A 14,193-nucleotide genomic window follows, 5' to 3' on the forward strand; every position below is an offset into this window, starting at 1 on the left:
CGGTGAGGCTAATGACGGCGCGGTGAGCGGTCAATTCACCCTGCGCGTCATCAGTGCAGCAACTGGTCGGTGACGTCGTACCAGGTGCCGTCGCGGCGGTGGTCACCGACGTTGCGGCACTCCCCGGAAAGTTCGACCGAACCGTCTTTGACCGTTCCGCTGCTCTTGCCGATGATCGCCATGACGCCGCCTGTGTGGATGACGCGGCCGAAGGGCCGCTTGCCCGGCGGCGGACCGTCCGACCAGCCGTGGCCAATCATCGTCGTGGCGATCTGCTCGAAATAGGCGTTGCGGTCGGCTCCGGCGGGGACGTCGAACGACATGTCCACTCGGCCGCGAAAGGGCGGGTCGCCCTGGTCGTTACACGATTCCCAGCCGAAGACGCCGGAGACGTTTTGCAACTTGGCGATCGTTGCGATTTGCCTGGCCGGGTCGAGCACCTGGGCCTTGGTCTGCTCATCGGAGAGCGGGTTTGCAGGACGATCCGGGTCCTGTCCAAACGGAATCATCTTCGAACATCCTCCTAAGACGACGGTGACCGCGATGAGCGCGGCGGCGACGCGTGCAAAAACTGAAATAGCTTGCTGCCCAGCCGCGTTAACATCAAACATCGGCGAACAACCTCCTTGAGCACCGATCACTATTTGAAATCATGGTCCCTGGTGACCGAATCTCCCTGCCGGTCCCATTCCGGGTCGACGGTGACGGGTGCTCGAATCTCGACGTGCGGCAGGGGGATCGTCCCGAAGGGCGTCTTCACCTCGGTCGGCGTCGAGATCCGTTCTTCGTCCCTGAACGGAGCGAGCATGCCTTGGTTGGCCAAGTCACTGCCGTGGCCGGTGGAGATTTCGGTCATATTGTGCAGCGCTTCGCTGCCCATGTCGTAGTAATGGGAGTGGTCGTTGAACCAGGGGACAACGCTGCGCGTGCCCGCAACTTCGGCGCGGAACCGCACCGACCCGAATCCGGAATGGGCTGGGTCGGTGCCCAGCCCCGCCAACGGCCCGAGCGGGTCGCCGAGAGCGTCGTTGATCGCGTTGGGCGTACCGCTGCCTGATTCGCCGATCCAACTGATCGCGTCGGTGGAGGCCGCACCCACGTAAACCTGTCCGCCATTGAGGTGAAAGTCGGTGGCGCTGCGCGCCACATCGGTTCCTGGACAGCCGATCAGCACGGCGTCATTGGCGCGCATGCCGCTGTTGGCGAAGGCGTCGGCCACCGTCGTCGACCCGTAGGAATGCCCGATGACGGTGACGTGCGACGGAATCGAGCCATCATGGGTGACCGCCAGACCGTTGACATCGGCGGCCAGCAGCGCGCCTCCCTCACGCGCCAGCCACGGGCTGCCCACCTGCTGCAGTTTCGTCGGGTCGGCGAGGGCTTGTTCCGGATGCTGGAAGTCGAACTCCGGTGCGTCATAGCCCATCCAGGCGATCACCGCGGTGGGCTTCGTGGGATCGGCGTTCAACGACTGGCTGTAGAGGTTGATGGCGTCGTTGTGCCCGTCGAACAGCCAGCCGCCTTTCACGCTGCTGTTGGTGCCGGGAACGATGACGGCGGTATTGCGCGCCTTGTCGAGGTTACCGATCGCGATCGCCGCCCGTCCCTTTCCGTTGAAGGCGAGCGGGTCGTATGCCCAAAGCATAACGGGCCGTGGGTTTTTGGGGTCGCCCCTGTCGTGTTCGAGTCCCTTGTTGGTCTTCACCGCGTTCTGGTATCGGGTGATGTCGGTGGCCTTGAGGCCGTACTTTTCCGGGTTGGTGAACAGGTCGTTGTTCGAGTCGTGAAGCGCGTTGTCCCTCAGCGCTTGGGGCGACAGCCCGAACTGTCCCGCGACATCCTCGACCCGGTGCAGGTCGTCGTTCATCACGTCCGCGCTGACGTGTCCACGGACGTCGGCCGGAATTCCGTTGAGGTTGCCCAACTCCTGCGGGTGCTGATCGATCAGCAGGCGTTTCTGCTCCTCGCTGAGCGAATCCCACCAGCGTTTGACTTGCTCCGGATTGGTGTCCGGCGGCGGGATCAACAACTCGTCCGCCCCTCGCATCTCCGCCGGGTCGACTCCGTCGGCGCGCAGGACGGCCAGCCCGTTCTGCAACGTCGCCGAGTAGCCGTCGCGAATTTGGTTGACCTGGAACAGCACTGCGCGTGTCTCGGCAACGGCGTCTTCGTAGAGATCGTTGACCTCGTCTTCGTCGCCGTCGTCGATTGCCTCGCCGATTTCGTCGTCGATATCTGCCAGGTCCTGGTCGAGCGCCGAGATGTACCAGCCGGAGGTTCGTTGCGCTTCGGCCAGGGCGGCGGCGATGTTTTCCAGGTCGGCGGCGATTTTGGGCAGTTGCGCGGCCTGCAGGCCCAAGGACTTGGTCACGCGCTGCACTTCGGCGGAGTCGTTGATCGGGTGCTGGCCGTTCTCCCGATTCCAGGACGCCGCGAAGCGGCGACGGGCCTCCTCGAAGGCGGTGTTGGACTCGGTGGTGGACTGGCCCGCGTCATGAAACGCCTGCGCCAGATCGGATATCTGCGCTGGGAGGCCGGCCTGCAGGCTGTCGTCCATCCCCCAGGGATCGCCGCCGGCATCGATGATCAGCCGCGCGACGCTTATGTATTGGAGTTGCATCGCACCGCCGGCGGTTCTTGGGCGCACCTCGGCGCGAGGTAGGACTCATCCGCCCCCGCGTGCAGTGACCCAATGTCGACGACCATGTGTGCAGGAATCCGAGGTGAGCGGACATCGCCCCCCTCTATAGCTGGTGAGGTTAGCTACTTCGCGATTGCCGGTCAATCTGGTGCCGGTCTTCCGGGGCCCCGGCCGACGGGCGAATCGTCGGGCCGCGTGCGCGATAGGGGTCTCACATCTGCCGTCTGACTGGTGGTGGCGGCTGGCTCTGGAGGGCTTTGCTGCGCGACTGGGGTGAATAGCGGCTGCGGACGGCATGGGTGAGAATTCCGCGCGTGGCCCCCTTGGCGGTTGATCCAGCGGCGTTGTCGGCTGCCGGCGCCGCCGTGATTGCCATTGGCGATGACGTGGCCGCGGCGTTGGGCGCGTTGACGGCCGGGTTTTCGGCCAACACTGGCCAGGACGCGGCCGGCGAGGTGTTCGGCCTGGCGTATCAGGATGCCGCGGAGGCGCTGTTGAAGGCTGCGGCGGCTGCGATCAACGCGCTGCGTTTCAACGGGGCCAAGATACAACTTTGCGCGTCGAATTATTCGAAGGCCGAGGCGGCTTCGACGCTCGGCGGCGGCGGTGGCGGTGTGCTGCCCGCCCCGGGCGAACCGGTCAAGATCGCGGCTCCCGGTCCGCCGGGGACGCTGGGTCCCGGGGTGGCCGCTCCACTGCTTTGGGCGGTGGTTGAGGCGTTGATCGACGGTGTCTGGCCCAACGGTCATGTTGCGGCGCTGCGTGCGGCCGCGGGGCGGTGGCGTGCCTTCGGTGCGGCGCTCACCGGGGGCCAGGACGCGCTGAACAAGCCGAAGTCAGCGGTCGCCGGGCAGCAGATTCCGGAAGGAGCGTCGATTCAGCCCGTCCTGTCCACGATCGGCACCCATCTGGGCGAGCTGGGTGCGCAGTGCGGGAAGTTGGCCACCAAGCTGGACGCTTTCGCCGACGAAGTGGCCCACACGCAGAATGCGATTCGCGATCTCTTGCACCGGTTGGGGACGGTGTCGGGCCTGTGGCATGAGGTGGTGTCGTTCTTCGACGGTGACGCGCTTGAGGAGATCAAAAAGATCGCCGCCGACATCAACGCCCTACTGCACGACATGAAACGCGAAGCCGAGGCCCAAGCGCAGGTCATGAAAGATGGGATGCAGATCATCGATGGCTGGGTGCGCGGCATGGAGAAATACACGCGCGGCGAGTTCACTCATTTCCTGGGCCAGGCCGTCGGTAATCAAGTGGCAACTGTTTTCGACACCTACGTAAACATTGACGAGGGAGTTTTCAAGGGAGCGGTCGGGCTCGTACAGACCGTCGACCAGCTAGACCCGACGCGGTTCCTCTACGATCCCAAAGGCGCGGCGTCCACTTGGGCCGGTCTTGGCGAGACGGTCGTTAAAGCCAATCCGTTATACGCCGTATTTGATCCGGCCGGCGCACTCAAAAATGATCTGGGCCTTCTCAAAGGCCTAGTGCACGCCGAGGATTGGCGCAGCGATCGGCCGGGCTTGGGGTTCGGGGAAAACCTCTTCGATGTCGCGACCCTCTTCGTTCCGGGTGCGGGGGAAGCCGGTGCCGGCGCGGAAGGGGCTGCGGCGGGAACACGCGCCGCCGCCGAGGCGGGCGTTGATGCCGCGGATGCTGCCGGCACGGTGGGGCGCGCCGGGCGGGTGGCCGGCGAGGTGGGAGAAGCCGCGGGCGCTGGCGGTGCGCTGGCCGATATCGGCAAGGCAGGCGGCGGCTTGACCAAGGACTTGGAAAACCTCGGGGGAGAGCTGCCCAAGACCGATTCTCCGCTCGGTGGTCGTCCGGTCGGCTTGCCAGACCCGAAGCCGTTGGAGGCGCCGGTCGAGCCCACACCTCGCCCGATGGATTCCGCGGTGTCGAGCAAGACCCCATTCGATCCTCCGGCCGCCCCGCCCGCGACGGCCGTGAGCGAGGGTCCATTCGGCCCGCCAATCGCCCCGCCCGGGTTGGAGCCGCCGGGCACGCCGGTCGGTCCGCATGATCCGCTGCCCGGGCCTGGGGGTGGTCCGGGTCCTGGGCTGGCGGGTCGCCATGATCCGGTGTCGGTGCCGGCGGGTGGTCCGCGTGATTCGGTGCGGCTTTTCGCAGCGGCGACGCCCACCGCATCAGCCCCCGATCTCACGGCATCGGGCAGTCGGCTATCCGAACTGTCAGCGCCACATGGCGGTGGAGGGCATGGGCCTGGCGACGGCAGGCCCACGGGCAGTCACCCGCATGAACGGCCACCGCGCGGTGGTGGCCAGCACAGGCCCGGTGACGACAGTCCGCAGAGTGGTCGCCCTCACGGGCAACCACCATCCCGCGACGGGACACCTCACGGACATAGCGATGCGGGCTCAGATCGTGACGGCCTTTCCGACAGCGGCTACGGTCCGACCGCGATAGACCCACTGACCTGGGATGATCGGTTGGCACTTGCCGACTACACTGGCTCTGGCTACGAGGACTTAAACAGGGCGTTGAGGAGCGATGCATTGGACGCATCTCACCACGCTCGTATTGACGCGCTAAATAATGCGTTGGAGAAGCTTCCCGCTTATCAAGGCCCAGTAATTCGTGGGACAAACCTTCCGCCTGAGGTGCTTGATCAATATCGACCTGGTGAAATCATTACAGAGGACGCTTTCCTAAGTACGACGACGAACACGGCAGTCGCACGGTCACCAACGTTCGCTGGGAACGTAGAGTTTAGGATTTTGTCCAGCACAGGCCGAGATATTTCGTCCCTCTCGATGTTCCCGGGCGAGCAAGAAATACTGTTTCCCCCTGGTACTAGGTTCTATATCGTTAGTAAGGTACTAGATCCGCTAACGGGCAGGACAGTTATCCGCATGGTCGAACGCTAGATCAGGGGGATCCAGGGAACCAATGGACGATGGGAGTTTTCAGTGAGTAAGAGAATTGCTGGCAAGACTTTTTCTACGCCCGAAGAGGCAGGCGTTACTCCGCCGACAGAAGAGGAATTGGCGCGCGCACAAAAACTATTTGATGAGTTCGAACAAAAAATAGACGCCGTGGCTCCAGAAGATCGGATCAAAGATGTCTCACCAAAGTTCTGGGATGACATTTCAGGCACCGAGTACGAAGATCGGAGCGACCAATAGCTCGCACCACAAGATCGGTTTCGACCTGATCTGGCTGCGTTACTCGCTTTTTGCGTCCGACTAGAAGACCGCGAACCATATGGCGATGTATTGGCAGATCGCCGCAACCGCGGTGCAAGCGTGGAACAACTCGTGATAACCGAACGTCGTCGGCCACGGGTCGGGCCAGCGCAGCCCGTAGAACACCGCACCGATGCTGTACAGCGCGCCGCCGCAAGCCAGCAGCATCGCCCCGGCCACTCCGACGTCGTGCACAATCATTCCGCCGTACCAGACCGCTACCCAGCCCAGCAGGAGATAAAGCGTGACGCCCACCCAACGCGGGGCCGACGGCCAAAACAGCGACACCGCGATTCCGGCCAGCGCACCGCCCCATACGATTGCCAGCACGGTATGCGCGGTCGCGCGCGGCATGGCCAGCGTGGCGAACGGTGTGTAGGTGCCAGCAATGAACACGAAGATCATCGAGTGGTCGAGACGACGCATCCATCTCCTGGCGTCCGCCGACTCCCAGTGAACGCGGTGATAGATGGCGCTGACAGCAAACATCGCCACGATAGCCAGGGCATACGCCAGCGTGGCGAGGCCGGCTTGCTTGGAGGCCACTGCCCACGACATCACCACCAGGGCAGTACCCGCAAAGAAGGCCGCGACGGCGCAGTAGAGGTGAATCCAGCCGCGCAAGCGCGGCGGGGTCAGCGTATTGACAGCGGCGTTAACACCGTCGACAACGGCAGCTGGTTGCAGAGACTCGGGCCGGGAGATCGAATCAGTCTGGTAACTCACTATTTCCCCTAACTAGTGGCGAAGCGTTCAGTCCTCACCATCGGAGCGCCAGCGTAGGAGCGGGCCGCTGAGAAGCCGCTGAGAAGCTCGTCGGCCTTGATGTATGTCGCGCATGACGGCCACGTTGTTACCGCGCTAAAGGTGTTCTCAGCCGATCCTCAGCGCTGCAGGATCAAACTATGGGGGTGTGTGCAGTACGGCCGGTGCGGCGAAACAGGATCGTGCGTGCCGTGCGCCTCCCCAATTTGGGCATCTCCGCTCGCTCAGCTGCGGTGTCGGCGATCGTCGTGTTGGTTGCACTTGTTTTTGCGGGCTCGTTATTCGTGGCGATCCTGTACCGGTCGTTGCTGGTGGGTGTCGATGACGCCACCGCCGGCAGGGTTCGCCATATCGTGGAGGCCCTGCAGTCCGGCTCGCCTGACAACCTCGACAGCGGCCTTTTGACCACCAACCAGCGCGTGGTCGCAATCCAGCTCATCGCCCCCGATGGCAAGGTGATAGCGCGGGCCGGGGCTGCGCCTAATACGCCGTTGATCGCCGTGACCCAGTTCGACCTCAATTTGCGCCGCGGCATGTCCGACGATGCGGTGCCCAATGACGACATGCGTGTCAGCGGTCAGCGGGTCAACACTCCATCCGGTGAATACACGGTGCTCGTCGGAGGGGGTAGCGAGGCGGTCGAGGCGACCGCACGGACCGTCGCGCTGCTTTTGGCTTGCGGCGCCCCGATCATCATCGCGGTGGCGGCAGCGGCAACCTACGGGCTCGTTCGCCGCTCACTGAAATCGGTGGACGCGATCCGCAGCAGAGTGGCTGAAATCTCCACGTCCGACTTAGCCGAACGGGTACCCGTACCCAGCAGTCGCGACGAGATTGCAGCCCTGGCAGTCACCATGAACGAAATGCTGTCGCGCATCGAAGCCGGCCACCGCGCGCAACAACGGTTCCTCGGCGACGCCTCTCACGAATTACGCAGCCCGCTGGCCACCATCATCTCCGGGTTGGAGGCCGCCGAGGTTCATCCTGAGTTGCTCGATGCAGACTTAGCGATCAACACCTTGCTTCCGGAGGCGCAACGAATGCGCCTGCTGATCGAAGATCTGCTTCTGCTGGCCCGCGCCGACGAGCAAAGTCTGACATTGCGCAAAGAGCAGGTGCTCCTCGGCGATGTTGCGGAGGTCGAGGTGAATCGCGCACGCCGTGACGCCGGATGCACGATCCACACCGATACCTCTCCGGTGTGCTTTATCGGTGACCCGGTTGCGGTGTCGCGTGTGATTCGCAATCTCGTGGATAACGCTGTGCGCCATGCGAAATCGCGCGTCGACGTCCACGTCGGCAGCCGAGACGGTGACGCCATCATCACCGTCAGTGATGATGGCCGCGGCATCGCTCCAGCCGAGCGAGCCCGGGTCTTCGAGCGGTTTGTGCGTCTGGACTCAGACCGGGCCCGCAGCAGCGGAGGAACCGGCCTAGGGCTAGCAATCGTCGCCGAGGTCGTGGCCGCGCACGGCGGCACCGTAACCATTGACGACCGACCCGGCGGCGGAACCAAAATGACCGTGGCCCTCCCTCAAAACAAGCCTCAGCACAACAACCGGTAACCGGCACCGCGAATCGTCTCGATGGTGTTGGTGCCGAAGGGAACATCGATCTTGCGCCGCAGATAGCCCACGTAAACCTCAACAACGTTGTCCGGACCCTGATAGTGCGCATCCCACACGTTGTTCAAGATCTCGGCCTTCGTCACCACGACGTCCTTGTTGCGCATGAGAAATTCCAGCAGCCCATACTCACGGGGAGTCAAAGTGATTGGGGTCGAACCACGTTGGACCGTGTGCCGGGCCGGATCCAGTGACAGCGAGCCAGCGGTCAACACCACTGGCCGCTCCGGCGCACCGCGACGCACCAACGCGCGCAGCCGCGCCACGAGCACCCGAAACGAAAACGGTTTCGTCAGATAGTCATCCGCTCCGAGATCGAACGCATCGGTCTCGTCGTATTCACCGTCCTTGGCAGTCAGCATGAGCACCGGTGTCCACACGTCCTGCGACCGCATTCGACGCAGCACCTCGTACCCCGCTGTGGCCGGGGAGCATGATGTCGAGAACCACGACATCAAAGTTGTGTGAAACCGCCTCGTGTAGGCCCTCGACGCCCGTACTGGCAGCGACGACGACGAAACCCTCCGCCTTCAGTCCCCTGGACAGCGTCGCCGACAATCGTGGCTCGTCCTCGACGAGCAGGACTCTCATGGCGTTGATTCCGCGTCTGCCGCTGTACGTCCTTCCGGCTGGCCGGGGTGACGTCCGGGGCGTTGCGGCAGGAGAACTAGCAACGCGACGATGATCGCAGCGATGACCGCCGAGGCCAGCGGGCGGCTCAGGGCCAGGCCGCCATCGGCGACGGGCTTATCGAGGAAATCGCCCACGGTCGCGCCCAGCGGCCGCGTCAGGATGAATGCCACCCAGAACAGGGTGACCCGCGACACTGCGGTCCAGTAATACAGGGCCACCACCGCGAGAAGAGCCGCCGCGAATACCAACGCGCCGCGTTCGTAACCAAATCCGCGAGTGTCGGCGAGCCAATCGCCGAGAGCGGTGCCCAGCGTTTGTGAAAACGTGATGGTCGCCCAGTAGAACGCCTCTACCTTCGGCGTCGAAACGGTGCTCACCGATACCGTGCCCTGCGACCAACGCCAAAGCCCCAAGGTAGCCAAGAGACAACCCAGAAGCAGAAGCGATCCGCCGGTGTAGCCGATCCCCAGTGATCGGTCAGCGAAATCGGCCAACACTGTGCCGAAGGTCGTCGAGGCCACGATCGTCGCCCAGTACAGAGCCGCATGGAAGCGCTTGGCCAAGATCTGTGCGGCGACCAGTGCCACCAGCGTGACCCCGAAAAGCGCAACTCCGGCGACGTAACCCCAATTCAGCGTCATCGTGACGGTGTCGCCGCCGGTCTCGCCCAACGTGGTCGCCAAGACCTTGATGACCCAAAAGCCCAGGGTCACCGCCGGCACCTTGGTTAACGCCTGTTTCGTCACGTCATTCATCAGGTACTGATCTTTCGGTCTCGTTGAATGGATGCCACAGCGTGCCGATGTCTCTATTCATGACTACGGCAACCCAACTGAGGAGACGCTGAGATCGATTCCGCGGATTTAGCAAGTAGGGGTGAGGCCAGCCGAAGGCTACTCGCTGCTACTGCGGTCGAGCAGATCCGACGACCCGAGCACCCGCTCCACCTGGACCTCGATGACCACCCGTCGCGGGTTTGCGCGTGGGGTGCGGTAGCGCTGGGCGTAACGCAACTCGGCGTCGCGGACGGCGTCGATCTCCCTGTTCACGGTGGATCGGCCCTCCAGCGACAGCCACCGGGCACCGTCGACCTGGCTGAGCACGGCCACCCCGCCGCGGTCGGCGTTGACCGCCTTCTGAGAGCCGCCGGTGGTGATGACCCGTGCGATATGGGTCTTGGGATCGAAGGTGAAGCCAACCGCCACCACATGCGGCGAATTGTCGGCTCGCAGCGTGGTCAGCATCGCCAAGTGGCGTTCGGAGAGAAACGCCAGCGCGTCGTCGGTGAGTCGGGTAGTGGTATACGGCATCGCCCCTCACGCTAGCGCAGGTCATAATCGCAGCCGTGGACGACACGGGCGCCGGCCCGGTACTAATTCTGGGCGGCCGCAGCGAGATCGGCGTTGAGCTTGCGCGGCGCCTGGCCCCTGGGGCGACGCTGGTCCTGGCCGCACGGAATGCCGACCGTCTCGACGAGCAGGTGGCCACCCTCACGGCGGCCGGAGCCGCGGCGGTGCACACCAGGGAGTTCGACGCCGACGACCTGGCCTCGCACGGCCCGCTGATCGCCTCGGTCATCGACGACCATGGCCCCATCGGCACCGCGGTGCTGGCCTTCGGGATCCTTGGCGACCAGGCCCGGGCTGAGGTCGACGCGGCGCATGCGGTGGCCATCGTGCACACCGACTACGTCGCTCAGGTGAGCATGCTCACCCATCTGGCCACCGCCATGCGCACCGCGGGTCGGGGATCGCTGGTGGTGTTCTCCTCGGTGGCCGGGGTGCGGGTGCGCCGCGCGAACTACGTCTACGGCTCCGCTAAGGCCGGCCTGGACGGCTTCGCCAGCGGGTTGGCCGACGCGCTGCACGGAACCGGAGTGCGACTGCTGATCGCGCGGCCGGGATTCGTCATCGGGCGCATGACGGAGGGCATGACGCCCGCACCGCTGTCCAGCACCCCCGACCAGGTGGCCGCCGCCACCGCGCGGGCGCTGGCCAAGGGGCGGCGCACCGTCTGGATCCCGCGGGCATTGCGGTCGTGGACCGTCGTGCGGCTATTGCCGCAGTTCGTCTGGCGCAGGATGCCGCGTTGATCACCGTTGTCGGGATCGGCGCCGACGGAATGCCGGGACTTCCCGAAGCGTCGCGAAGCGAATTACGCAGGGCCACAGTCATTTACGGGTCCAAGCGGCAGCTGGATCTGCTCGATGACACGGTGCGTGCGCCCCGCCGGGAATGGCCGTCACCCATGCTGCCCGCGCTGCGGCGCCTGCTTGACGATCACGGCGGCGAAGACGTACACGTGGTGGCCAGCGGCGACCCGCTGATGCATGGCATCGGCGGCACGTTGATCCGGCTGTTCGGGCCCGACCAGGTCACCGTGTTGCCGCACGTCTCGGCGGTGACGCTGGCGTGCGCGCGGATGGGGTGGAATGTGCATGACACGGAGGTGATCAGTCTGGTCACCGCGCAACCGGCCACCGCGGTACGCCGCGGCGGCCAAGCGATCGTGCTGTCCAGCGACCGGTCCACGCCGAAGGCGCTCGCGGAACTCCTCAACGCGCACGGCCGCGGCAATTCCGAATTCAGCGTGCTCGAACAGCTCGGCGGCCCAAAGGAGCGTCGCCGCGACGGCACCGCGCGGGAGTGGGCCGATCGCGGGCCCCAGGGGGTCGACGACCTCAACGTGATCGCCGTGCGCTATCTGCCCGACGAGCGCACGTCGTCGTTGTCGGATCAGGCATTCGCCCACGACGGGCAGATCACCAAACACGGGATCCGGGCGGTCACCATGGCGGCGTTGGCGCCGAGGCCCGGGCAGCGGTTATGGGACGTCGGTGCGGGCTCAGGCAGCATCGCCGTCGAGTGGTGCCGCAGCTGGCAGAGCTGCACCGCGGTGGCGTTCGAACGCGACGAGCGGCGCCGCCTCAACGTCGGGTTCAATGCCGCGGCGTTCGGTGTCAGCATCGACGTGCGCGGGGAAGCACCTGATGCGTTCGGCGGCGCCGAAGCGCCCTCGACGATTTTCATCGGAGGTGGCCTCACCGAGCCCGGACTCCTCGACGCCTGCCTCGGCAAACTGCCCGCCGGTGGACGCCTGGTCGCCAACGCTGTTACCGCAGAATCGGAAGCCCTACTGGTACATGCTTATTCGCGTTTCGGCGGCGAGCTGCGCCGATTCCAGCACTATCGGGGCGAGCCGCTCGGCGACTTCACCGGTTGGCGCCCGCAGATGCCCGTCACCCAGTGGGCGGTAACGAAGTGACGGTGTATTTCATCGGCGCGGGCCCGGGCGCCGCCGACCTGGTCACAGTCCGCGGCCAGCGACTCCTCGAAAGCTGCCAAGTGTGCCTCTACGCGGGGTCGATCATGCCCGACGACCTGCTGGCACACTGTCCACCCGGCGCCAAAATCGTCGATACCGGTTCGCTGACTCTTGAGCAGATCGTCACCGAACTCGCCGACGCCCACGCCGCCGGCCACGACGTGGCGCGGCTGCACTCCGGCGACCCGTCGCTGTATAGCGCGCTGGCCGAGCAGTGCCGCCGACTCGACGCGCTGGGCATTGACTACGAAATCGTCCCTGGAGTACCGGCTTTCGCCGCGGCCGCTGCCGCCCTCAAACGCGAGCTCACCGTCCCCGGGGTGGCGCAAACGGTGACGCTGACCCGAGTGGCCACTCTGTCGACACCCATGCCGCCCGGCGAAGACCTGGCCAGCCTCGCCCAGTCCGGGGCCACCCTGGTCCTGCACCTGGCCGCCGCGCAGATCGACACCATCGTCCCGCAGCTGCTGGCCGGCGGCTACCAGCCCGAAACACCGGCTGCGGTAGTGGCTTTCGCGAGCTGGCCACAGCAGACGGTGCTGCGCGGCACGCTCTCCAGCATCGCCGGCCAGATGCACCACGCCGGCATCACCAAGACCGCCGTCATCGTCGTCGGCGACGTGCTGGCCGCCGAGGGCTTCACCGACAGCTACCTGTATTCGGCGGCACGTCGCAGCGGGCCGCCCCACTGATGCGCGTGCTGCTGCTCGGTGGCACCGCTGAGGGAAGGGAATTGGCCGCGCGGCTGCACCCGCACGTCGACATCATCAGCTCGCTGGCCGGCCGGGTGCCCGACCCGGCCCTGCCCGTCGGCCCGGTGCGCATCGGCGGGTTCGGCGGCACCGATGGACTGCGGCGCTGGCTGCGAGACCAACGCATCGACGCCGTCGTCGACGCGACCCACCCGTTCGCGGCCACCATGACCGCGCATGCCGCGCAAGTATGTCGCGAACTGGCAATGCCGCATCTGGTGCTGGCCCGACCCCCGTGGGATTCCGACGGCGCCACCGTCGTCGCATCGGACACCGGCGCGGCAGAAACCGTTGCCGAACAACGTTTTTCGCGGGTCTTCCTCACCACCGGCCGCTCGGGCGTCAAGGCCTTCGCCGCCAGCGACGCGTGGTTTCTGATCCGCGCGGTCACCGAGCCGAACAGTGCATCATTGCCGCGTCATCACCAGCTGGTGCTGTCCCGCGGGCCGTATCACTACGACGACGAATTCGCGCTGCTGACCAAGCATCGCATCGACGCGCTGGTTACTAAGAACAGCGGCGGCGACATGACTCGGGCGAAGCTGGATGCTGCTGCGGCGCTTGATATTCCGGTGGTGATGGTGGCGCGCCCGCGGCTGCCGGACGGGGTGAAGGCGGTGGGCACCGTGCAGCAGGCCGCCGACTGGGTCGCCGAAATCCGCTAACCGGTAAGGTCGTCGCGTGCGTCGCGTTCCGCGTCGGCCAGCAGTGCGTCGCGGGCGCGGGCTACGCGGGATCGGATGGTGCCCACCGGGCAGCCACACACCGCCGCGGCGTCGGCATAGGGCAGCCCCAAAAGCTGGGTGAGCAAGAGGGCTTCCCGCTGTTCGGTGTTGAGGCCGGCGATCATCGTGGTCACTTCGACGAGGTCTTCGAATCCGCGGGCGTGGCGGTCGCCGGTGGGCAGGTGTTCGAGATAGGCGCCCGCGGCGGTACGGGGCCGCGATTGGGCGCGGCGGATGTGGTCGGCGACGACGCGGCGCGCGATGGCCAGCAGCCAGGTTCGGGCGCTGGATCGTCCGGAGAACCGCTCGATGGCGCCGATCGCCCGCAGGAAGGTTTCTTGAGTCAGGTCGTCCGCGTTCCCCGCATCGGACAGATAGGTGACAAACCGCCACACGTCGTGCTGGGTGGCCTTGATGAACGCCTCGAGCGCCCGCTCGTTCCCGCGCGCAGCCGCCAAGGCGAGTGCGGTAACGGCCTCGTCATCGGTTGACGCGGTCATGGCCGACCACCTTAGTCCC

Annotated in this window: 13 protein-coding genes and 1 pseudogene; 7 read left to right on the forward strand and 7 right to left on the reverse strand. The window is 65.4% G+C overall.

Annotated features, from left to right (window positions below; translation table 11 throughout):
• Nucleotides 1–50: 50 nt before the first annotated feature.
• Together ACLP9N_RS10870 and ACLP9N_RS10875 are read right to left on the reverse strand one after the other, a co-directional pair.
• The gene (locus tag ACLP9N_RS10870; protein ID WP_442407418.1) at nt 51–611 is read right to left on the reverse strand and encodes a hypothetical protein; all 561 of its coding nucleotides are present in this window, start codon (nt 609–611) and stop codon (nt 51–53) included.
• 29 nt (nt 612–640) lie between these two features.
• A complete protein-coding gene (locus tag ACLP9N_RS10875) occupies nt 641–2,620 on the reverse strand; it encodes a putative alpha/beta hydrolase (RefSeq protein ID WP_442407419.1) in 1,980 nt (659 codons plus the stop codon).
• Between the two features lie 335 nt (nt 2,621–2,955).
• Between ACLP9N_RS10875 and ACLP9N_RS10880 the strand changes: the two genes are divergently transcribed.
• Both ACLP9N_RS10880 and ACLP9N_RS10885 read left to right on the forward strand, forming a co-directional pair.
• Nucleotides 2,956–5,532, forward strand: a complete 2,577-nt coding sequence (locus ACLP9N_RS10880) for an ADP-ribosyltransferase (protein WP_442407420.1) — start codon at nt 2,956–2,958, stop codon at nt 5,530–5,532.
• Between the two features lie 42 nt (nt 5,533–5,574).
• Nucleotides 5,575–5,790: a hypothetical protein gene (locus tag ACLP9N_RS10885; protein ID WP_442407421.1), complete on the forward strand. Its 216-nt coding sequence runs from the start codon at nt 5,575–5,577 to the stop codon at nt 5,788–5,790.
• Nucleotides 5,791–5,850: 60 nt separating this feature from the next.
• Here the strand turns inward: ACLP9N_RS10885 and trhA are convergent, their stop codons facing one another.
• Complete coding sequence (trhA, locus tag ACLP9N_RS10890) at nt 5,851–6,576, reverse strand: PAQR family membrane homeostasis protein TrhA (RefSeq protein ID WP_442407422.1); 726 nt, start codon at nt 6,574–6,576, stop codon at nt 5,851–5,853.
• Nucleotides 6,577–6,755: 179 nt separating this feature from the next.
• On the opposite strand from trhA, the gene ACLP9N_RS10895 reads away from it, so the two are divergent.
• Nucleotides 6,756–8,180 (forward strand): HAMP domain-containing sensor histidine kinase, encoded by a 1,425-nt coding sequence (locus ACLP9N_RS10895; protein ID WP_442407423.1) that lies wholly within the window; start codon nt 6,756–6,758, stop codon nt 8,178–8,180.
• On the opposite strand, the pseudogene ACLP9N_RS10900 reads toward ACLP9N_RS10895, so the two are convergent.
• The 3 genes and pseudogenes from ACLP9N_RS10900 to ACLP9N_RS10910 all read right to left on the reverse strand — a co-directional run bounded on the left by ACLP9N_RS10900 (nt 8,162) and on the right by ACLP9N_RS10910 (nt 10,183).
• A pseudogene (locus ACLP9N_RS10900) lies at nt 8,162–8,831 on the reverse strand (response regulator transcription factor). The gene ACLP9N_RS10895 and the pseudogene ACLP9N_RS10900 overlap by 19 nt on opposite strands.
• A complete protein-coding gene (locus ACLP9N_RS10905) occupies nt 8,828–9,628 on the reverse strand; it encodes a COG4705 family protein (protein WP_442407424.1) in 801 nt (266 codons plus the stop codon). Before ACLP9N_RS10905 ends, ACLP9N_RS10900 begins: the two are co-directional and overlap by 4 nt.
• A 138-nt stretch (nt 9,629–9,766) precedes the next feature.
• Entirely contained in the window at nt 9,767–10,183 is a 417-nt protein-coding gene (locus ACLP9N_RS10910) for a F420-dependent biliverdin reductase (RefSeq protein WP_442407425.1), read from the reverse strand.
• A gap of 35 nt (nt 10,184–10,218) precedes the next feature.
• Here ACLP9N_RS10910 and ACLP9N_RS10915 point away from each other — a divergent pair, with 35 nt between their 5' ends.
• From ACLP9N_RS10915 to ACLP9N_RS10930, 4 genes are read left to right on the forward strand one after another with little or no spacing between them, the layout of a single operon-like run.
• A complete protein-coding gene (locus ACLP9N_RS10915; protein ID WP_442407426.1) occupies nt 10,219–10,965 on the forward strand; it encodes an SDR family NAD(P)-dependent oxidoreductase in 747 nt (248 codons plus the stop codon).
• A complete protein-coding gene (cbiE, locus tag ACLP9N_RS10920) occupies nt 10,962–12,137 on the forward strand; it encodes a precorrin-6y C5,15-methyltransferase (decarboxylating) subunit CbiE (RefSeq protein ID WP_442407427.1) in 1,176 nt (391 codons plus the stop codon). The genes ACLP9N_RS10915 and cbiE overlap by 4 nt, the downstream gene beginning before the upstream one ends.
• Nucleotides 12,134–12,889 carry a precorrin-4 C(11)-methyltransferase gene (gene cobM / locus ACLP9N_RS10925; RefSeq protein ID WP_442407477.1) on the forward strand — a complete coding sequence of 252 codons (756 nt, stop codon included), beginning with the start codon at nt 12,134–12,136 and terminating at the stop codon, nt 12,887–12,889. The genes cbiE and cobM overlap by 4 nt, the downstream gene beginning before the upstream one ends.
• Nucleotides 12,889–13,614, forward strand: coding sequence for a cobalt-precorrin-6A reductase (locus ACLP9N_RS10930; protein ID WP_442407428.1), 726 nt, complete (start codon nt 12,889–12,891; stop codon nt 13,612–13,614). The genes cobM and ACLP9N_RS10930 overlap by 1 nt, the downstream gene beginning before the upstream one ends.
• Here ACLP9N_RS10930 and sigC read toward each other — a convergent pair.
• Nucleotides 13,611–14,174 carry an RNA polymerase sigma factor SigC gene (sigC, locus tag ACLP9N_RS10935; protein ID WP_442407478.1) on the reverse strand — a complete coding sequence of 188 codons (564 nt, stop codon included), beginning with the start codon at nt 14,172–14,174 and terminating at the stop codon, nt 13,611–13,613. The two genes, ACLP9N_RS10930 and sigC, sit on opposite strands and share 4 nt — an antisense overlap.
• Nucleotides 14,175–14,193: the final 19 nt, after the last annotated feature.

Origin of the sequence: Mycobacterium sp., from assembly GCF_052144515.1 — a bacterium.
Taxonomy (GTDB): Bacteria; Actinomycetota; Actinomycetes; order Mycobacteriales; family Mycobacteriaceae; genus Mycobacterium.